14 protein-coding genes and 2 pseudogenes are annotated in these 19314 nt (G+C 72.2%); 3 read left to right on the forward strand and 13 right to left on the reverse strand.

Annotated elements, in window-relative coordinates:
* Positions 1-44 precede the first annotated feature (44 nt).
* The 5 genes from Prum_RS49765 to Prum_RS29435 all read right to left on the reverse strand — a co-directional run bounded on the left by Prum_RS49765 (position 45) and on the right by Prum_RS29435 (position 8059).
* Positions 45-1616: a glucosaminidase domain-containing protein gene (locus Prum_RS49765; protein WP_218577383.1), complete on the reverse strand. Its 1572-nt coding sequence runs from the start codon at positions 1614-1616 to the stop codon at positions 45-47.
* A gap of 27 nt (positions 1617-1643) precedes the next feature.
* Complete coding sequence (locus tag Prum_RS29420) at positions 1644-3260, reverse strand: CHAP domain-containing protein (RefSeq protein WP_173079428.1); 1617 nt, start codon at positions 3258-3260, stop codon at positions 1644-1646.
* Between the two features lie 107 nt (positions 3261-3367).
* Entirely contained in the window at positions 3368-6364 is a 2997-nt protein-coding gene (locus Prum_RS29425) for an AfsR/SARP family transcriptional regulator (protein WP_173079429.1), read from the reverse strand.
* Positions 6336-7016 (reverse strand): M15 family metallopeptidase, encoded by a 681-nt coding sequence (locus tag Prum_RS29430; protein WP_218577754.1) that lies wholly within the window; start codon positions 7014-7016, stop codon positions 6336-6338. The genes Prum_RS29425 and Prum_RS29430 overlap by 29 nt, the downstream gene beginning before the upstream one ends.
* A gap of 203 nt (positions 7017-7219) precedes the next feature.
* Positions 7220-8059 carry a calcium-binding protein gene (locus Prum_RS29435; RefSeq protein WP_173079431.1) on the reverse strand — a complete coding sequence of 280 codons (840 nt, stop codon included), beginning with the start codon at positions 8057-8059 and terminating at the stop codon, positions 7220-7222.
* A 448-nt stretch (positions 8060-8507) separates the two neighbouring features.
* Here Prum_RS29435 and Prum_RS29440 point away from each other — a divergent pair, with 448 nt between their 5' ends.
* Together Prum_RS29440 and Prum_RS29445 are read left to right on the forward strand one after the other, a co-directional pair.
* On the forward strand, positions 8508-9443 hold the full coding sequence (locus Prum_RS29440) for a hypothetical protein (protein ID WP_173079432.1): 936 nt from the start codon (positions 8508-8510) through the stop codon (positions 9441-9443).
* An 8-nt stretch (positions 9444-9451) separates the two neighbouring features.
* On the forward strand, positions 9452-9679 hold the full coding sequence (locus Prum_RS29445; protein WP_218577384.1) for a hypothetical protein: 228 nt from the start codon (positions 9452-9454) through the stop codon (positions 9677-9679).
* Between the two features lie 169 nt (positions 9680-9848).
* On the opposite strand, the gene Prum_RS29450 is transcribed toward Prum_RS29445, so the two are convergent.
* From Prum_RS29450 to Prum_RS55215, 7 genes and pseudogenes are all read right to left on the reverse strand, one after another.
* Positions 9849-10781, reverse strand: a complete 933-nt coding sequence (locus Prum_RS29450) for a nucleoside hydrolase (RefSeq protein ID WP_173079434.1) — start codon at positions 10779-10781, stop codon at positions 9849-9851.
* Positions 10778-13174: a beta-glucosidase gene (locus Prum_RS29455; RefSeq protein ID WP_173079435.1), complete on the reverse strand. Its 2397-nt coding sequence runs from the start codon at positions 13172-13174 to the stop codon at positions 10778-10780. The genes Prum_RS29450 and Prum_RS29455 overlap by 4 nt, the downstream gene beginning before the upstream one ends.
* Positions 13171-14004: an ATP-binding cassette domain-containing protein gene (locus Prum_RS29460; protein ID WP_173079436.1), complete on the reverse strand. Its 834-nt coding sequence runs from the start codon at positions 14002-14004 to the stop codon at positions 13171-13173. Before Prum_RS29460 ends, Prum_RS29455 begins: the two co-directional genes overlap by 4 nt.
* A complete protein-coding gene (locus Prum_RS29465) occupies positions 14001-15671 on the reverse strand; it encodes a dipeptide/oligopeptide/nickel ABC transporter permease/ATP-binding protein (protein ID WP_173079437.1) in 1671 nt (556 codons plus the stop codon). Before Prum_RS29465 ends, Prum_RS29460 begins: the two co-directional genes overlap by 4 nt.
* Positions 15668-16609 (reverse strand): ABC transporter permease, encoded by a 942-nt coding sequence (locus Prum_RS29470; protein WP_173079438.1) that lies wholly within the window; start codon positions 16607-16609, stop codon positions 15668-15670. Before Prum_RS29470 ends, Prum_RS29465 begins: the two co-directional genes overlap by 4 nt.
* Before the next feature lies 1 nt (position 16610).
* Positions 16611-18146, reverse strand: a complete 1536-nt coding sequence (locus Prum_RS29475; RefSeq protein ID WP_173079439.1) for an ABC transporter substrate-binding protein — start codon at positions 18144-18146, stop codon at positions 16611-16613.
* A gap of 238 nt (positions 18147-18384) precedes the next feature.
* Positions 18385-18924: pseudogene (locus Prum_RS55215) on the reverse strand (substrate-binding domain-containing protein); the annotation flags it as partial.
* On the opposite strand from Prum_RS55215, the gene Prum_RS52055 reads away from it, so the two are divergent.
* Positions 18809-19123, forward strand: coding sequence for a hypothetical protein (locus Prum_RS52055; protein ID WP_246278169.1), 315 nt, complete (start codon positions 18809-18811; stop codon positions 19121-19123). The pseudogene Prum_RS55215 and the gene Prum_RS52055 overlap by 116 nt on opposite strands.
* Before the next feature lie 47 nt (positions 19124-19170).
* Here the strand turns inward: Prum_RS52055 and Prum_RS55220 are convergent.
* A pseudogene (locus Prum_RS55220) lies at positions 19171-19284 on the reverse strand (LacI family DNA-binding transcriptional regulator); the annotation flags it as partial.
* Positions 19285-19314: the final 30 nt, after the last annotated feature.

Genomic DNA, 19314 nt, shown 5'->3' on the forward strand with positions numbered 1-19314 from the left:
CCACTGGGCCGCACCCGCCTGGTTTTCTAGCTTTCTATCGAGGGTCAGCGCTGGCCGACGATGGTGAGCTGGGCGCTGCCGTCGGGCAGGCCGGCGAGGGCGACGTTGATGCCGCGGGCCGTTTCGGTGGTGCCGAGGCCGGGCAGCGGCTGGAAGCCGGTCCAGGCGCCGTCCGGGTTGCGGATCTCGTGGTAGATGCCACCGTCGGCGCCGACAATGGCGATCTGCGCGGACTCGTCCGGCAGGCCGGCGATGGTGACGTCGCTGCCGTGGGCGGTGTCGGTCGTGCCCATGCCCTGTACCGGCGCGAAGCCGCTCCAGCAGCCGGTTTCGACCTGGCAGACCCGGACGACGTCCGGACTGTCGGGATTGGACTGGGTGTGGCCGTACGGGTAGCGGGCCTGGTGGTAGACGCCGCCGTCGGCGCCGATGATGAGCATCTGCGACGAACCGTCCGGCAGGCCGGCGATGGCGAGCCGGCTGGCTTGTGCCGTGTCCGTGGTGCCGACGCCGGGGCGTGGCTGGAAGCCGGTCCACGTGCCGTTGGCGTTGCGGATCTGGTGGTAGACGCCGCGGTCGGTGCCGACGATGAGCACCTGGGCCGAGCCGTCGGGCAGGCCGGCGATGGCGACGTCGCTGCCGCGGGCCATGTCGGTGGTGCCCATGCCCGCCAACGGCTGGAAGCCCGTCCAGGTGCCGTTGGCGTTGCGGATCTGGTGGTACACGCCGCCGTCCGCGCCGATGATGAGGACCTGCGCCGAGCCGTCCGGCAGGCCGGCGATGGCGACCCGGCTGGCCTGTGCGGTGGCGGTGGTGCCCATGCCGGGCAACGGTTGGAAGCCGGTCCAGGTGCCGTTGGCGTTCCGGATCTCGTGGTAGACCCCACCGTCGTTGCCGACGATGAGCACCTGCGCGGAGCCGTCGGGCATCCCGGCGACGGACATGTCCCGTGCGCTGCCCTGCGCCGTGGTGCCGTAGCCGGCCAGCGGCTGGAAGCCGGACCAGCCGGACCCGTCCGCGAACCGGACCTGGTGATACATCGGTCCACCCACCTGTACGCCGCTGTTGAAGCGGTACAGGTCGTACGTCCGCATCAGGTTGATGACCTTGTTGGCGTAGTCGGGATCGGTGGCGTACGGGTTGGCGATCTCCTGGATGAAGCGGTCCGGGTCGTGCCGGTACGGCAGCGCGTCCGCGTAGCTGGAACTAGTGGTGAGCAGCCGGCCGTAGTCGCGGAACGAGTCCGTCATCGACGTGTACACCCGGAAGTAGGCGTGCACGGTGTGGCAGGTCGGGGTGCACTCCGTGGTCGGGTAGTCATGGCAGCCGATCGCGATCGGTCCGGGGTTGGTGGCCGTCGTGCACTTGAAGCCGAAGTAGTTCCGGTCGTTCGCCGACAGTCCGCTCCGTCCCCAGTTGGACTCCAGGATGGACTGTGCCACCGTGACGGACGCGGGGATGTCGTACTGCTGCATGACCGTCTGGGCGGCTGGACCCGCGACGGCGATGTAGTCGGTCTGCAGGCTGGCGCTGGCCGGCTGGACACCGGTGGTCAGCGCGGCGGCGACGGCGAGTACGCCGAGCGACGCGGTGTGGATTATTCGACGGATACGCATGAGCGTTCTCTCTTCCGCGGGTGCTGTTTAGTACGGGCCGACGATGGTGAGTTGGGCGCTGCCGTCGGGCAGGCCGGCGAGGGCGACGTTGGTGCCGCGCGCCGTCTCCGGGGTGCCCAGGCCGGGCAGGGGCTGGAAGCCGCTCCAGACGCCGTCCGCGTCGCGGGTCTCGTGGTAGATGCCGGCGTCGGCGCCCACGATGGCGATCTGTGCCGACTCGTCCGGCAGGCCGGCGATGGTGACGTCGCTGCCGTGGGCGGTGTCCGTGGTGCCCATGCCCTGTACCGGCGCGAAGCCGCTCCAGCAGCCGGTTTCGACCTGGCAGACCCGGACGACGTCCGGAGCGTCGGGGTCGGACTGGGTGTGGCCGTACGGGTAGCGGGCCTGGTGGTAGATCCCGCCGTCGGCGCCGACGATGAGCATCTGCGTCGAACCGTCCTCCAGGCCCGCGATCGCGACCCGGCTCGCCTTCGCGGTGTCAGTGGTGCCGATGCCCGGACGGGGCAGGAAGCCGGTCCACGTGCCGTTGGCGTTGCGGATCTGGTGGTAGACACCGCCGTCCGCGCCGACGATGACCACCTGCGCCGAGCCGTCCTCCAGGCCCGCGATGGCCACGTCGCTGCCGTGCGCCATCGTGGGGGTGCCCATGCCGGCCAGCGGCTGGAAGCCCGTCCACGTGCCGTTGGCGTTGCGGATCTGGTGGTACACGCCGCCGTCCGCGCCGATGATGAGGACCTGCGCCGAGCCGTCCGGCAGGCCGGTGATCGCGACCCGGCTGCCCAGCGCGGTGGCGGTGGTGCCCATGCCGGGCAAGGGCTGCAGGCCGGTCCAGGTGCCGTTGGCGTTGCGGATCTCGTGGTAGACGCCGCCGTCGGCGCCGATGATGAGCACCTGGGCGGAGCCGTCGGGCATCCCGGCGACCGCCATGTCGCGGGCCCGGCCCTGCTGGGCGGTGCCGTAGCCGGCCAGCGGCTGGAAGCCGGACCAGCCGGACCCGTCCGCGAACCGGACCTGGTGGTACATCGGGCCGGACGGAATCGGTGGCGCGTCGACGACCCCGGGCGGCGTGACGTACCCGGAGATCAGCACGTTCCGGGCGCCGGCGCGGGCGGTGACCGGGTTGATGGTCCGGCGCGCCACGGCCTCGCTGTAGTTGCCGTCGATCGTGGTGATCGTGCCGTCGCCGTTCACCGAGTACACAATGGACACGTGGCCGCCCTCGCCCGAACCGGGCTCGCCGTAGACGACGATGTCCCCCGGAAGCGGGTTGCCGGCCTGGCCGGCGGGGCGCCGCTTGAACAGGCCGCGCTCGATGCCCCACGTCCCGACCTTGGTCGCGACCCAGGTGTCGATGGTGGGCGACACTCCCGCGGTTCGCCATACCCACTGGGCGAACATTGCGCACCACTCGTACGTCCTGCAGGGGCCGTACTTCAGGCAGCCGCCGTTGTCTTCGCTGTTGCCCACCTCGGCGTTGGCCGTGGCGGCGATGGTGGCCCGGGTGGTCGCCGCGTACGCGTACTGCGCGCCGCCGGCCACGTCGTGGGCCACCCCGGCGGTCACCGCAGCGCCGGACAGCGCTGTGGCGATGACCAGGGCGCCGATCAGCCGCCGCCCTATTCCTCGATATCCCCGAATCGACACGAGATTCCTCCTGTTGGCGATCGACGTTCATTGCGTCGTGTCAACACGGTGGATCTCGCCGCTGCAGAAGCCCTGCAAAGCGCCTGCACCGCCGCCGCAGGCGCGCTTCAGTCCCGCGGTGCCGCCAGCTCGGCCCGCTCCCGGCTGCCGTACCGCTCGAACGTGGCGAGCGCCTGCGCGCGCAACTCGCCCGCGGTGGCGTGGTCGCCGCGGCGCCGGTGGAGCTCCGCGAGGTCCCGCTCGGCGCGGGCGCGGAAGAGGTCCAGGCCCATCGCGGCCCAGCACGCCCGCGCGGCGTACAACGGCTCGACGGCCCGGTCGAGGTCGCCGCTGGCCAGGTGCAGCTCGCCGATGGTCCGGTTCACCAGGGCCACGCCGAAGCGGTCGTCGAGCGCGGTGCAGACGGCGAGCGCGTCCCGCAAGGGCTCGGCCGCGAGCTCGCCCCGTCCTTGTCTCATGTGGACCTTCGCCAGGCTCTGCCGGCCGTACGCCAGGAGCAGCTCGTCGCCGATGTCGGTGAGCACGGCGATCGCCCGCACCGACAGCCGTTCGGCGTCGGCTAGCGCACCGGCGGCCCGGTGGGTGATGGCCATCGAGCGCAGGGTCAGGCCCTCGCCACGGGGGTCGCCGGCCGTCCGGTACGCGGCCAGCGCGCGGTCCAGCGCCGCCAGGGAGCCGGCGAAGTCGCCGACCTCCCGGTCGATGTAGCCGATGCCGTACGCGCACTCGGCCAGGCCGGCGCTGTCGTCGAGGCGTGCGCAGATCTGGCCCGCGTCCGCGAGCAGGTCCCGCGCCGGCCCGAACCGGCCCCGCTCGCGGTGTGCGGCGGCCATGCCGATGAGGCAGTCGGCCTCGCCGCGCGGGTCGCCCTCGGCCCGGAAGAGGGAGAGCGCGCCGTCGTAGTACGCCACGGCGTCGTCCAGGCGGTCCTGCTCGTACCGGAGATGTCCGAGTCCACGTAGGAGGATGGCCTCGCTGAGCCGGTCGCCCGCGGCCTTGGCGGCGGTGAGTGCCGCGTCGTGCGTGCGCCACCACGCGTCGAAGCTGTTGCGCAGCCGGAACGAGGACAGCAGCGCCGCGCTCAGCTGGCACGCCGGCCGGTGCAGGCCCAGCTGGCTGGCCCGGACGACGGTCTGGACGAGCAGGGAGCGCTCCTGGTCCAGCCACGTCTGGGCGTCGCTCGGCGTACGCGTCCGCACCTCCTCGACCATGCTCAGCAGCGACTCGGCGAGGCGGGTCAGCGCCCGGCGCTGCTCATCGACGGGCTCTTCGGCGTCGGCGCGTTCGCGGGCGAACAGGCGGGTCAGCTCGTGGATGCCGTAGCGCGGCTGGCCGTCGCCGGTGATCCCGGTGGCGTCGATGAGCAGGGCGTCGGTGAGCAGGTCGGCGACGTACTCGGCCTTGTCGGCGCCCACGTCGAGCAGCGGGGCGAGTAGCCAGGGGGAGAACTGGGCCGGGCCGACCACGCCGAGCCGGCGGAAGGCCAGCCGGACCGGGTCGGCCATGCTGCCGTAGCTCAGTTGCAGGCTGGCCCGTACCTCCAGGTCGCCGGCCACCAGCTCGTCGAGGCGCCGGTGCTCGTCGCGGAGCCGGCCGGCCAGCACACTGAGCGGCCACCGCTGCCGCAGGGCCAGCCGGGCGCCGACCGTGCGGATCGCCAGCGGGAGGCCGCCGCACAGCCGGACGATCTCCTCGGCCGCGTCCGGCTCGGCCGCCACCCGGTCGTCCCCGGCCAGCCGGGACAGCAGCTTGAGCCCGTCGTCCGGCCGCAGTACGTCCAGCGCGAGGTGCCATTGGGCCTCCAGGCCCAGTAGTGCGGTGCGGCTGGTGAGCAGCACCGCGCTGCCGGCGTGGGCCGGTAGCAGCGGCCGGATCTGCGCTTCCGAGCCGGCGTTGTCCAGCACGACGAGCACCCGGCGTCCGGCGGTGCGGCTGCGGAAGAGGGCGGCTCGCTCCTCAATGGACTCGGGTAGCTGCGCCGCCGGTTCGCCGAGCGCGCGCAGGAACGCGCCGAGGACCTCGCGGGCCTCCGCCATCCCGGCTCCGGCTCCGCTTCCGGTTCCGCCGAACGCGGCGTACAGCTGGCCGTCCGGGAACGCTTCGCTCACCGCGTGGGCGACCGCGTTCGCCAGGGCGGTCTTGCCGCTGCCCGCCTTGCCGGTGATGGCGCAGCACATGGCCCGGTCGCCGGCCGCCGCGCCGCGCAGCGCCGCGACGAGCACCGCCGCCTCCCGGTCGCGGCCGATCAGCTCGCCCGGCTGGGTCGGCAGCTGCCGGGGTACCCGGGCCGGTGCGCCGCGGTCGGCGTCTTCGGCCGGTTCGTCGGGCGCGGCGACCGTGACGTCCCCGACGGCCGGCGGTGCCAGGGACGGGTCCTCGGTCAGGATGGCCTGGTGCAACCGGCGCAGTTCCACGCCGGGCTCCACGCCCAGTTCCTCGCGCAGCACCTGCCGGGCCTTGCGGTACGCCTCCAGCGCGTCGGCCTGCCGGCCCAGCCGGTACAGCACGAGCATCTGTTGCGCGCGCAGCGTCTCCCGCAGCGGGTACGCGGTCACCAGCGTGGCGAGCTCCGCGGCGAGCGCGGCCAGCCGCCCCAGCCGCAGCTCCGCGTCGACCCGTTCCTCGGTGACGGTCAGGCGCAGCTCCTCCAAACCGTCGGCCGCCTGCCGCAGGACCGGGCTCGTGAGGCCGTCCAGCGCGGGTCCCCGCCACATCGCCAGCGCCGACCGCAGCATCTCGGCCGCCGGCCCGTACCGGCCGCCGGCCGCCGCCGCGCGCCCGTCGGCGGTGAGGGCCTCGAACCGGGCCACGTCGACGGCGTCCGCGGCCACGTCGAAGAGGTACCCGGGTGGGCGGGTCACGATGACCTGCCGGCCGCCGGTGTGCAGGCTGCGCCGCAGGTGCGACACGTACGACTGGACCAGCCCGGCGGCGGTCGCCGGCGGGGCATCGCCCCAGATCGCGTCCACCAGCGACGACGTCGACACGATCCGGTTCGCCCGGAGCAGGCCGGCCACCAGCAGCGCCATCGGCTTGCCGGGGCTCAACTCCAGCCGCCGGCCGTCCAGCCAAACCTCAGGCGTGCCGAGGAGGCGGAACTCCATCGACCCCCCATGCCGGCGCCAGCGGGCCGTACCGCGCGGATGCCGCGCCGGTCACGAACGCCCAGTACCGCTCCCCGTACGACCAGTGCCACCACTCGGTGGGGTAGTTGACGAAGCCGCCCGCGGCCATCGCGGCCCGCAGCGTCGCGCGATTGGCGCTGCTCCGCGCGCAGATGTTCGGCGCGTCCGTGTAGCACGCCCCGTCGCTGTCCTCGGGCGACGCGTTCACCTCGGTGCCCAGCCAGCACAGCGACCCGTCCGGGCCGCGCAGCGTGACGTCCACCGCGCCACCGGTCGGATGCGGTGCCACCTCCGGCGGCGCGATGTACGCGCTGGCCCGCTCGCGTACCAGGCGCGCCGGCAAGCCGCCGTACCGCTCGGTGAGGCGCGCGACGTGCTCGTCGAAGTACCGCCGCTGCAACTCCGGCGGCCGGTAGCCCTCGACGACCACCAGCCGGTACCCGGCGGGTAGGGCACGTTGGGCGGTACGCAGGCGTTCCGCGACCCCGGCGCGCACCCGGGCGTACCAGCCGTCGGGGTCGGCCTGCAGGTCGTCCACCTCGAGCTCTCCCACCGTTCGCAGGTCGACCAGCGGCTCACCGCGGTCCCGTACGGGCACCGCGGCGATCCGCTCGTCGCTGAGCAACACCATGTCGGTCACCGATCCTCCGCTCGCCGAGCTCAGCGGGCATGCTGACCCGGGTGGCTGGAGAACCGCTGCAATCCCGCTGCAACGGCCGTCCGGCGCGACACGCGGTGACCGTAGCGCCCGCCGGCTTCAATCCGGCTTCACCGGCCGCTCGACGGAACGCCCCGCCCGGCCGGTGTCCGCGGTCGGGCGGGGCGTGGCTTGCGTCAGCAGCTCGTCGGGTTCTCCACGTCCGCGAAGCAGGTGTCGTTGCCCAGGCCACCGTCGCCGTCGTCGGTGCCGAACCCGCCGAAGAGCAGGTCGGGTCCGTCGTTGCCGGCCAGCACGTCGTCGGCGTCGTCGCCGTGTACGGAGTCCGCACCGTCGCCGCCCGCCGCGTCGTCCTCGCCGTCGCCGGCGAGGACCAGGTCGTCGCCGTTGCCGCCGCGCAGGTAGTCCGCCCCGTTCCCGCCGTTCACGGTGTCGGCGTCGTCGTTGCCGTAGACCTCGTCCGCGCCGTCGTCGCCGACGGCGTTGTCCACCCCGTTGCCGCCACTGACGACGTCGTCGCCGTTGCCGCCGGTCAGACCGTCGTCGCCGTCGTTGCCGTCCACCGTGTCGGGTCCGTCGTTGCCGTTGACGTTGTCGGGCCCGTCGCCGCCGCTCATCGTGTCGGCGCCGTCGTTGCCGTCGGCCCAGTCGTCGCCGTTGTTGCCGTTGACGTCGTCGTTGCAGCGGCCGCCGGAGAGGTCGTCGTCGCCGTTCTGCCCGTTGACGGTGTCGAGGCCGTCGCCACCGTCGATCACGTCGTCGCCGTCGCCGCCGTTGAGGATGTCGTCGCCGCCGAGGCCGAGGATGATGTCGTTGCCGCCGAACCCGTTGATGGTGTCGCTGCCGGCGCCTCCGATCAGGACGTCGGCGCCGGGGCCGCCGTTGATCACGAGGCCCGCGACGGTCGGTTCTTCGCAGGGTCCGGCGGCGTGGGCGGGCGTCGCGGCGGCGAGCGCCAGTCCTACCGATGCCACCGCGGTGATGGCCGCGGCCGCGAGGCTGGTGCGTCTGTTCATGATGGTCCTTCCTGAACCGGTGCCGAACCGGCCGCGGGTCCGGCCGGGGGCCGTGGTCAACGGCCACCGGCAGCGTGCGGGTCGGGTCTTCGCACCGGATCAGCACGACGTCAGCACGACCGGGAACGTCCACTGTGATGTGACCATGACTCTCGGTAGTCAATGGTGCTCAATCATTTGGATGAACTGATGCGCCGATCAAACGAGTTGTCGCACGCCATCCGGGACTTACTTGCAGGAGCACAACTGCGGGGAAGGTTGGGGAATGAGCTGGGCCGAGTCGGCCGCGAGGGCGGTCGTAGCGAACGAAAACGAGGACGTCGTTGACGAGGCGACGCCACGCTCACCCTGCTGCGCCGGTACGGAGTCCACGATGTTCAACACATACGATGACCAGGCCGAACGGCGTGCCGCAACCGGCTGACCTCCGCGCGGTACTGTGCGGGGCGTGACGGACGCGACCTTGCCCACGGCAGCGGCGGCACCGAACACGGTCGAGCGGGCGGCGCACGCGTTCGCCACCGTCGAGCAGTGGATGTCCAGCGATCCGATGGCCGGATTGCTGGGCCTGTTCGACCAGGCGACCGCGGCGCCGCCGGCCGACTGGACGAGCTGGCTGCACCTCAACGAGGAGCTGCCGGAGTGGCTGGAGGCGGTGTTCCAGGCGGCGGACTCCGTGCCGCGGGGCCTGACGCCCGACCAGGTCGAGGTGCTGCGCCGCACGCTGTCCGTCGAGCGCACCGCGGCGGCGCACTTCAACTTCCGGACCCGCGACGGATCCGGCTACCGGGAACGGTCGCAGGCCGTGGACGGCGCGTTCAGCCAGCAGACGCGGGCGCGCGTGCTCGCGCTGACCACCGAGCTGGGGCTGGTCGAGGCGCGGCCGCCGCGGTTCGCCAGCTACGAGAAGACGCTCGTGCTCGGCGGCGGCTACCGGTCGCCGCTGCTACGCGCCCGCCTCGCGGCGCGGTTCCGGGCGACCGGCGTGGATCTCGGCGAGATCAGCTTCCTGGGCAGCCCGCGGTTCCTCATCGAGGACCCGCCCGAGCACGTGGCGACCGCCGAGTACGCCCCGGAGGCGACCGACGAGTTCGGCCTCATGATCGGAGCGGTCCGGGCCGAGTTCGGGCTGGCCGCGTCGGAGGTCACCTTCCTGTGCGGCTGCCCGTCCGCGGACCAGCGGTGCCCGAAGTGGCTCGCCCAGGGCGCGGAGGGCGCCGACGAGACGCCGCCCGCGTACACCCACGAGCGGCAGGCGACGCTGATCGAGAGCGACGGCCGGGTCATCGGCTCGGTGCTGTCGGCCAGCACCGGCCGCCCCCGTACCGTCCGGACACCTCGGACACCTTCGGCCTGTGGGCGCGCTGCGCCCAGCCCCGGCTAGGGCAGCGCGTGCTCGTGGTGACCACGCAGGTGTTCGTGCCGTTCCAGACGTTCGACGGGCTGCGGCGGCTCTACCTCCCGTTCGGGGTCGACCTGGACACGGTCGGGCTGGGCACCGAGTACGCCGACCGGCCGCTCACCACCGAGTACCTGTTGCAGGAAACCCTGTCGGCCATCCGCTCCGCCCGCCGCCTCTTGGTCGACGCCGCCGAAACCCTCATGTCCACCCCCACCTGACCCCGCCCGCGCCGATCAAGGACTTGCCCGTCGATCAAGGACTTGCCCGTCGATCAAGGGCGAATGGTCGTGCTTTGATCTCCAAACCACGGCCGTTTGCCCTTGATCGACGCGGAAGTCCTTGATCGACGCGTCCGAGCGGGGCGGCGTCCGAGCGGGGCCGGGCGGGCTAGGCCGAGCGGGCTAGGGCCAGCTTGGCGTAGAAGTCTTGGACCATGACGCGGATGTCCAGGTCGGTGTAGACGCGGATCGGGCGGCCGTCCTCGCGCGGCTGGTAGTTGCCGTCGTCGTCGATGCGCGGGGTGGGGCGTTGGACGTACCGGCTGGATGACGGGTCGGGGTGGAAACAGGATTGCAGCGTCGACAGGAGCACGAGCGGGCTGTCGCCGAGGATGTAGGTCTCGCCGAGGTTGAGCCCGGCACCGGACGCCAGTTCGAAGACGCGGCAGATGCTGTCGTACAGGTGCGCGCCGATCTTGCCCGCCGGGCGGAGGTGGACCTCCAACTCGGCCATGGTGACCAGCGCCTGCCGGTACGCGTTGCGGGGCACCTGCCACAGCGGGATCGGCGACTCGTTGAAGACGACCTGGGCGGCCAGCGGGTCGATGTTGAGGTTGTACTCGCGGCCGGGCGTGTCCGGTGGCGGCGGCGCCAGGTCCGGGTGCTCGGGGCCGCCGATCCAGATCGCGGTCAGCCGGTCGGCGATGCGCGGCTCCATCAGGTACGCGCTGGCGAGCTCGGTCAGCCCGCCGCCGAACGTGACGTACAGCGGCAGGTCGGTGTCGGTGCGCATGGCCTCGGCGACGATGGCCTCGGCACCGGCGGACGGTTGCGGTGTCCGCCGGTCGGCAAGCCCCACATTGGACCCCTGGTACGCCGGCACGGTGCGCTCCATGATGGACAGCACCTCGGTGACCCGCTGGTACGACTGGGCCGCCGTGTCGGGCGCCGGCATGAACGGGTCGTCCGCCGCGAGGTGCGAGCCGATGACGCCGCGTAGCTCGGCCGACGGGGAGAGTAGTTGGTGCACCAGCTGCACCAGCCCGTCCGGGTCGCCGCAGTAGTCGTTGTCGGTGATGACTCTGGCGCGTGGGGTGATCACAGTGCCTCCGTGGTGAGCGACAGCGGCAGGTCGACCGACGACCCTCCGATGTGGAGCTGGAACGCGCCGGGCTCCACCGACCAAGCATGCCGCTCGGTGTCCCAGTGCTGGAACGCCCGCTCCCGCACGGCAACCGTCGCGACGGCCTCCTCGCCGGGACCGGCGGTCACGGCGGCGAACCCGACGAGCCACCGCGAGGGGCGGTCGATCGCGCTGCCGGGGCGGCTCGCGTACACCTGGACGACCTCGCGGCCGGCGCGCGGGCCGGTGTTGCGGAGCCGGACGTGGAGTACGCCGCCAGCGGCATCGGCAGACACGTACTCCCACGTCGTGTAGCCGAGCCCGTGGCCGAACGGGTAGCGCACGCCGTCCGCGACGGCGGCCCGGTAGCCCACGGCCAGCCCTTCGCCGTACTTGAGGACGCCGCCGACCGGGCGGGTGTCCGGCAGCCCGTGCTCGGTGCGCGGCCAGGTGGTGGGCAGCCGGCCGCCCGGCTCGGCGACGCCCAGCAGCACGTCGGCCAGCGCGTTGCCGAACTCCTGACCGGGGAACCAGGCCAGCAGCACGGCCGCCACCTCGTCGGCCCAGGGCAGCAGCACGGGCGCGCCGGCGTTGACCACGACCACGGTGCGCGGGTTGGCCTGCGCGACCCGCCGGACCAACTCGTCCTGGCGGCCGGGCAGCGCCAGCGTTCCCCGGTCGAAGCCCTCGCTCTCCACCTCCTCGGTGGTGCCGACGACCACGACCGCCACGTCGGCGTCGCGGGCCAGCGCCACCGCCCGCTCGATCTCCTCGTCGTCGGTGCCGTGCGGCGGCTCCAGGTTGAGCTGGAAGATGACCCCGATGCCCAGCTGGTTCGGTTCGTGCACGAGCACGATGTCCGCGGTCTCGCCGGCGGCCAACCGCACCGGGTGCGTCCGCTGCGGCGGCGTCATGAGCGCCTCGACGATGTCGGCGCCGTCCGGCAGGGCCAGCGTGGTGTCGAAGACCTCGGTGCCGCGCAGCGCCAGCCGGAACCGGCCGACGCCGGAGCAGCCGACCTCGTACCGTCCGGGCCCGGTCGCCTGCAGCGTGGTGCGCACCTCGACGCGGGCGATCCCCTCGGGGAGAGTCGTTCCCAGCCAGGTGTACGACCCGCCGGTGCGGTGCTCGGTGGCGACGACGGACCCGTCCGCGGCGACGAATCGAACCTCGACGCCGGGCCGCCCGTCGGGCGCCACCAGCCAGGTGGACCGCGCCACCGGGGTACGGGTGTGAGCGCGCACGCCGATCGCCTGGGTCACCTCGACGCCGTCGCCGAGCGCGGTACGCAGACCGTCCACAGGAGACACCGTGTACGGCGGGAAGACCGTGGCGCTGCCCCCGCCGAGGGTCCGGGCGACGCTGGCGTTGGGGCCGAGCACCGCCACCGTACGCAGCGCGGCCCGGTCCAGCGGCAGCAGCGCATCCTCGTTGCGGGCAAGTACGAAGCCAGCGGCCGCGGCGTCCCGAAGCTCGACGGCGATGTCCGCTTCCGCCACCGCCGGGGGCGTAGGCGCATCGGTGAGGGCACCCACCCGGGCGGCCAGGCGGAGCAGGCGCAGCACCTTGTCGTCCACAGTAGACTCGGCGACCTTGCCGCCGCGTACGGCCGCCACGAGCGCGTCGCCCCACGGTCCGTGCGGCCCCGGCATCACCAGGTCCAGCGCGGCGTTCGCGGCCGGCTCGGTGGAGCGGGTGGCGAACCAGTCCGACATGACCACGCCGTCGAAGCCCCACTCCTCGTGCAGGATCTCGCGCAGCAGCGGACTCTCGGTCATGGTCGTGCCGTTGACGCCGTTGTACGCGGCCATCACCGACCACACGCCGCCCTCGTTGACGATCGCCTCGAACGGGGCCAGGTACAGCTCGCGCAGCGCCCGCTCGTCCACCTGGGCGTCGAGCGTCATGCGCTCGGTCTCGGAGTCGTTGGCGACGAAGTGCTTCACCGTCGCGCCGACGCCGGCCCGCTGCAGGCCGTGCACGTACGCCACGCCGATCCGGGCGGTCAGCAGCGGGTCTTCGCTGAAGCACTCGAAGTGCCGGCCGCCGTACGGGGTGCGGTGCAGGTTGACCGTCGGCGCGAGCAGGACGTGTACGCCCTTGCGGCGCGCCTCCGCGGCGAGCAGCCGCCCGAGGCGTTCGACGCGTTCCTCGTCCCAGGTCGCGGCGAGCGCGGTGGGGGAGGGCACGTTCGCCGACGGGTCGCGCTCGTCCCAGCGCTCCCCGCGTACTCCGGCCGGGCCGTCGGAGACGACCAGCCGGCCCAGACCGACCGCCGGCTCCGGGTGCAGGGACCAGAAGTCCGCGCCGGTCAGCAGGCGCACCTTTTGCTCCAGCGTGAGCCGGGCGACCCGGGAGGCTAAGTCGATCATGCGCGTCCTTCCAACAAAGCGAGCCGCTGGCGTTCGGCGCGGCGCTGTGCCTGCCGTTGCGGGTCGGGCACCGGCGCGGCGAGCAGCAGCCGTTGCGTGTACGGGTGTTCGGGCGCCTGGGTGACGGTCGCGGCGTCGCCGGACTCGACGATCTCGCCGTGGTACATCACCGCCACCCGGTGGCTGATGTGCCGCACGACGGCCAGGTCGTGCGTGATGAACAGGTACGCCACTCCGGTGCGTTCCTGGATCTCGATGAACAGGTCGAGCACCCGCGCCTGGGTCGACAGGTCGAGCGCGCTGACCGGCTCGTCGCAGACGATCAGCCGCGGGTTGCGGGACAGCGCGCGGGCGATGGCGATGCGCTGCCGCTGGCCGCCGGAGAACTCGCGGGGCAGTCGCTGCCCGGCATCCGACGGCAGCCGTACCTGGTCGAGCAGGTCCCGGACGCGGCGGTCGGCCTCGGCCCGCGAGGTGCCGGTGACCAGCAGCGGCTCGGTAAGGATGTCGTTGACGGTCATCGCCGGGTTCAGCGACGTGTACGGGTCCTGGAACACGACCTGGATCTCGTCGCTGAGCGCGCGCCGCTGGGCCCGGTTGAGCCCGGAGATGACCTGCCCGTCGTACCGGATCGTGCCGCTGGTGACGGGCGCGAGGCCGAGGACGGCGCGGCCCAGCGTGGTCTTGCCGGAGCCCGATTCGCCGACCAGGCCGAGGGTTTCGCCGGTGCCGATGCTCAGCGACACGCCCTTCAGCGCCCGGAACGCCGGCCGGCGCCAGCCCTTGCCCGGGTACTCCACCACGAGCTGGTCTACCTCAAGGAGGCTCATGCCGGCTCCTTCTCGCGCGGCGAGGTGTTTTCGAGCGTGGAGTCCAACAGCATCCGGGTGTACGGGTGCTGCGGGTTCGCGAAGAGCTCCGCCGCGGGCGCCGACTCGACGATCTGCCCGGTCTGCATGACGGCCACCCGGTCGCAGATGTCGGCGACCACGCCGAAGTTGTGGGTCACCAGGATCATCCCCATCTGGCGTTCGCTCTGCAGGGAGCGCATCAGGTCCAGCACCTCGGCCTGCACCGTCACGTCGAGGGCGGTGGTGGGCTCGTCGGCGATCAGCAGGTCGGGGTCGCAGGACACGGCGCCGGCGATGAGCACCCGCTGGGCCATCCCGCCGGAGATCTGGTGCGGGTACGACGCGTACACCCGCTCCGGGTCCTGGATGCCGACCCGGGCGAGCAGGTCGAGAGCCTTGCGGCGGGCCGCCGACCGGGAGAGCTTCAGGTGCCGGCGCATCGGCTCGGTCAGCTGCGCGCCGATCCGGAACGACGGGTCCAGGTTGGACATCGGCTCCTGCGGGACGTACGCGATGCGCCGCCCGCGGAGCTTCGCCACGGCCGCCGGGCTGAGCTTCTGGCCGTCGAAGACCAACTGGCCCGATACCCGCGCCTCCGGCGGCAGCAGCCCGAGGACCGCGAACGCCGTCTGCGTCTTGCCCGAGCCGGACTCGCCGACCAGCCCGAGCACCTCGCCCCGGCGTACGGTCAGCGAGACCCCGCCGACCACCTCGGTGGCGTACGAGACCCGGAGGTCGCGCACGACGAGAAGCCCGTCGTCGTCCAAGGCGGCGGTGGCCGACGCGGGGGCCGGGGCGGACCCGGCCGGCGTCTTGGAAAGCCTGCCCAGCGCGTCCCGCATGGCGTTGCCGAGCAGCCCGAAGGCGGCGACGGTCAGCGCGACCGCGGCGCCGGGCCACAGCAGCAGGATGGGCTTGGTGTAGATGTTGGCGAACGCGTCGTTGAGCATCGCGCCCCAGCTCGCCTGGGTGGCCGAGCCGAGTCCGAGGAATTCGAGCCCGGACTGGATGACGATGGCCAGGCCGAACATCTGGGCGGCCTGGATGATGGTCGGCGCGATGACGACCGGCAGGATGTGCCGGCGCATGATGCGGGCGTCGCCGAGGCCGGAGACCCGGGCGGCGTCCACGTAGAGCTCCTCGCGGACCGACGTCACCGAGGCGCGGATCAGCCGGAAGACGCCGGGCGCCATCAGCACCCCGAAGACCATCATGGCCAGGTACATGTTCTGCCCGACGACGGCGAGCACGACCAGCAGCACGACGATCGCGGGGATGGCCATCAGCAGGTTGGCCGTCCAACTGCTGACGGCGTCGAAGGTCCGGCGGTAGTAGCCGGCGAGCAGCCCGGTCGGCACGCCCAGCGTGACCGCGACGGCCACCGCGACGAGCGCGCCCAGCAGGCTCGTGCGGCCGCCGTACAGCAGCCGGGCGAGCACGTCCCGGCCCACGCCGTCGGCGCCGAGCGGGTGGTCGCCGCTGATCGGCGCGAGCGTGTCGGTCAGCGACGAGGTGTTCGGGTCGTGTCCACTCAGGACCGGTGCGAGCGCGCTGGCCACCACGATCAGCCCGAGTACGGCGAGGCAGACGATCGCGACGGGGTCGCGCAGCAGCCGGCGGGCGAGCCCGGGACGGCGGACGGTCATGAGACACGCACCTTCGGGTTGAGCCAGCCGTACGCGATGTCGATGAGGAGGTTGACCAGCACCACCATCAGCACCATCACCACGACCACCCCCATCACCATGGGCACGTCGCCCTGGGAGGCGGCCGAGTTGGCCTCGCTGCCGATGCCGGCCAGGCCGAACACCTTCTCCACCACCACCGCCCCGCTCAGCAGGCCGATGAACTGCAACGACAGCACGGTGAGGGCGGGCGGGGCGGCGTTGCGCAGCGCGTGCCGGAAGAGCAGGCTGCGCTCGCTCACGCCGCGGCTGCGCAGCGTACGGATGTAGTCCATGCGCAGCACGTCCACCATGGACCCGCGTACCTGCTGGGCGGTCGCCGCGATCGCGCCGACGGCGAGCGCGACGGCCGGCAGGGTGATCGACCGGAGCCACTCGCCGGGCGACTGTTCGAGCGGGACGTAGCCCGTCGCCGGCAGCCAACCCAGCTTCACCGCCACCACCAGGGCCAGTAGCAGCGCCACGAGGAAGCTGGGCACGGCGAACCCGAGGATGGCCAGGCCCTGCACCGCCCGGTCGAGCCAGCCGCCGCGCACCGCGGCGGCCACCCCGAGGACGACGGACAGGACCGCGGAGAGCAGCAGGCCGGCCAGCACGATGGAGAGCGTGACCGGCAGCTTGTTGCTCAGCGCGGAGGTGACCGGCTCGTTGGTGAACCACGAGGAGCCCAGGTCACCGCGGACCGCGTGGGACAGCCAGTCGACGTACCGGACCGGCAGGGACCGGTCGAGCCCCAGTTCGGCGGCCTTCTGCGACACCTGCTCCGGGCTCGCGGTCTGCCCGGTGATGGCGCGCGCCGGATCCTGACCGGTGAGGCTCATCAGGCCGAACGTCACCGTGGCGATGACGAAGACCAGGATGATGCCGGCCACGATCCGGCGCACGAGGAAGGCGATCACGTCAGCCGGCCGGCTTGAAGTTGTAGATCGGTGGCACCGCCGCGTACGCCTGCGGGGTGACCTCGACGCCCTTGGTGGTCACGTAGGCGTTCTCCACGAAGTCCCACGGGGCGTTCCACGCCTGGTCGACCATCGTGGTGTTGATCTGCTTGTAGAGCGCGGCCTGCGCGTCCCCGGTGGCCGACTGCGCCTGCTTGATCAGCCCGTCGACCGTGGGGTCGGAGTACTTCATGATGTTCCACAGCGAGTCCGGCTGAGCCTGGATCACGATGGTGTCCCAGGGCCGGAACGAGGCGAGCACGAAGTACGACATCGCGTACTTGCCGGACAGCAGCGAGCTGATGACCTGGTCCGCGGGCACCTTGTCGAGCTTGACCTTGACGCCGATGTCCGTCAGTTGCTGGGTCAGCGCCGCCTGCTGGTCCGGGAAGAAGCCGGACAGGTCCGGCATGGTGACCTCGAACCCGTTGGGGTAGCCCGCCTCGGCCAGCAGTTGCTTGGCCTTGGTCGGGTCGTACGGGTACTTCTGGTTCAGCGACGCGTCGTACGCCGACCCGGTGGGGTTGAAGACCTGCGCGGTCACCTGGCCCATGCCCTGCCGGGCGGTCTTGACGATCGCGTCCCGGTCGAAGGCGTAGTTGAGCGCCTGCCGGACGCGTACGTCGCCGAGCGCCTTGACGATCTTGCCGCCGCGGTCCCAGATGTACAGCCCTTCGACATCGCCGGGCGTGTACTCGGTGACGGTCAGACCGCTGCTCTTGGCCGGCGCGATGTTCTTCGAGTTGGTGATCACCGCGCCGTTGACCTGGCCGGAGCGCAGCGCGTTGAGCACGGCGGTCGGGTCGGTCAGCGGCTTGAGCACGATCTTGTCGTACGGGAAGGCGGCGGTGTTCCAGTAGCTGGGGTTGCGGACGAAGGTGTAGACGCTGCCGCTCGTGGTCGCGGACTTGTCCAACGTGTACGGCCCGGAGCCGACCGGCTCGGTCTTCAGCGTGCCGGCCTCGATCGCCTTGGGGCTGGCCATCATGCCGGCCACCGAGCCCAGGTTGGCCACGAACGACGGGTCGGGGACCGACAGCGTGATCTTCGCGGTGCTGGCGTCCACCGCGTCGACGGTCTTGACGGCCTTGAGCTGGCCGGCCGCCTCGTTGGTCCCGGTCTTGGTGTGCAGCAGGTTGACCTTGACGGCGTTCGCGTCGAACGCGGTGCCGTCGGTGAACTTCACGTCGGTACGCAGCTTGAGCGTCAGCACCGTGTTGGTGGCGTCGTAGCTCCACTCGGTGGCGAGGTTGGCGACCGGGTTGGCCTGCGGATCCAGGCGCAGGAGCGAGTCGTACACCGGCTGGTAGTACTGCGTGTTGTTGCCGAGCCCGGCGTCCTTGAGGTCCCACGGCTGGGCCTGGACGAGTGGGGCGAGGGTGAGCGTGCCGCCGGAGGCGGCGCCGGATCCGCTGGAACTGCTGCCGCTGCCGCCGCCGCAAGCGGCGGCGAAGAGGGTGAGGGCGGTGGCGGCCGCCGTCAAGACAAGTCTTCGCATAGGGAAACTCCGCTCGGGTCGAACCCCCGTGAGCATTACTGAAACGTTGAAGTGATACGTATCCGTAAGGTAGCCCCGGTGTGGACGGGGCGCAAGAGTTAACCAGGATTTGATCGACTGGTGACCGGTGTGACTCAGGCCGACTGGCGGATGACCAGGGCAATCGACTCGGAGCGGGGGCGCGCGGCGGGTGCTTGCCGGCGATGCCGCTCACGATCATTTCGGCGAGGTGCCCGGTGAACATCGCGACGTTCTGGTCGATCGTGGTCAGCGGCGGATGCGTGAACGGCGCCAGCGGGATGTTGTCCACCCCGATCACGGCGAGGTCGGCGGGGACCGCCAGGCCCACCTCCCGCGCGCCGGCGAGCAGCGCGAACGCGGTCTCGTCGTTGTACGCGCAGACCCCCGTGACCCGCGGGTCCGCGTCCCGCCACCTACGCACCGCGGCCGCCGCCGCGGCGACGTCCAGCGGCACCTCGTGCACGATCGGCAGGTCCAGGCCCAGGTCGACGCAGGCCGTGCGGGCGCCGTCCAGCCGCAGGTCGTAGAACGCCTGCACGCGCGGGTCACCCGGTCCCGCGTACCCGATGTGCCGGTGTCCGGTGGCGGCCAGGTGCTCGACCTGGAGCCGGCCGATCAGATGTTGCGGGACGCTCAGCGTGGTGTCCTCGTCCGAGCTGGGGCGCAGCAGTGCGCCGAACACGTGGATCCCGGCGGCCCGCATGGCGGTCCGGTCGTCCGGGTTGAGCTCGATGAGCGCGACCACGGCCGCCGGCATCAGCTCCTGCCACAGCACCGACAGCGGGGTGTGCCGCTCGCTGCGGGAGATCAGGGTCAGGCCCCTGGGCTCCAGCTCCTCGGTCAGGTTTTCCACGATCTGTGCCACCGCGGCGCCGATCGGCACGTCCGGGATGACCAGCAGCACGATGTCGCTGCGGCCGCGGCGCAGGGCGCGGGCGGCGGCGGACGGCTTGTAGCCCAGGCGGGCGACGGCCGCGTGGATGCGCTGGCGGGTCTCGTCCGGGATCTTCTGGTGCGGCACGTTGTTCAGCACGTAGCTGACGGTGGTGGGGGAGACGCCGGCCTCCCGCGCGACGTCGGCCGCCGTGACCCGGCCGTGCCTGCCGGCCATGCCCATCCTCCTGATCTTGCCAGAACCGCGCGTCAC

Origin of the sequence: Phytohabitans rumicis, assembly GCF_011764445.1 — a bacterium.
Lineage (GTDB): Bacteria > Actinomycetota > Actinomycetes > Mycobacteriales > Micromonosporaceae > Phytohabitans > Phytohabitans rumicis.

Bases quoted from the DNA above. Each gene is read 5' to 3' on its own strand.
- Prum_RS29475 (WP_173079439.1), bottom strand. From the start codon at position 18,146: ATGCGAAGACTTGTCTTGACGGCGGCCGCCACCGCCCTCACCCTCTTC.
- Prum_RS29430 (WP_218577754.1), bottom strand. From the start codon at position 7,016: ATGGTGTTGCTCAGCGACGAGCGGATCGCCGCGGTGCCCGTACGGGAC.
- Prum_RS29465 (WP_173079437.1), bottom strand. From the start codon at position 15,671: ATGACCGTCCGCCGTCCCGGGCTCGCCCGCCGGCTGCTGCGCGACCCC.
- Prum_RS29435 (WP_173079431.1), bottom strand. From the start codon at position 8,059: ATGAACAGACGCACCAGCCTCGCGGCCGCGGCCATCACCGCGGTGGCA.
- Prum_RS29425 (WP_173079429.1), bottom strand. From the start codon at position 6,364: ATGGAGTTCCGCCTCCTCGGCACGCCTGAGGTTTGGCTGGACGGCCGG.
- Prum_RS49765 (WP_218577383.1), bottom strand. From the start codon at position 1,616: ATGCGTATCCGTCGAATAATCCACACCGCGTCGCTCGGCGTACTCGCC.
- Prum_RS29460 (WP_173079436.1), bottom strand. From the start codon at position 14,004: ATGAGCCTCCTTGAGGTAGACCAGCTCGTGGTGGAGTACCCGGGCAAG.
- Prum_RS29455 (WP_173079435.1), bottom strand. From the start codon at position 13,174: ATGATCGACTTAGCCTCCCGGGTCGCCCGGCTCACGCTGGAGCAAAAG.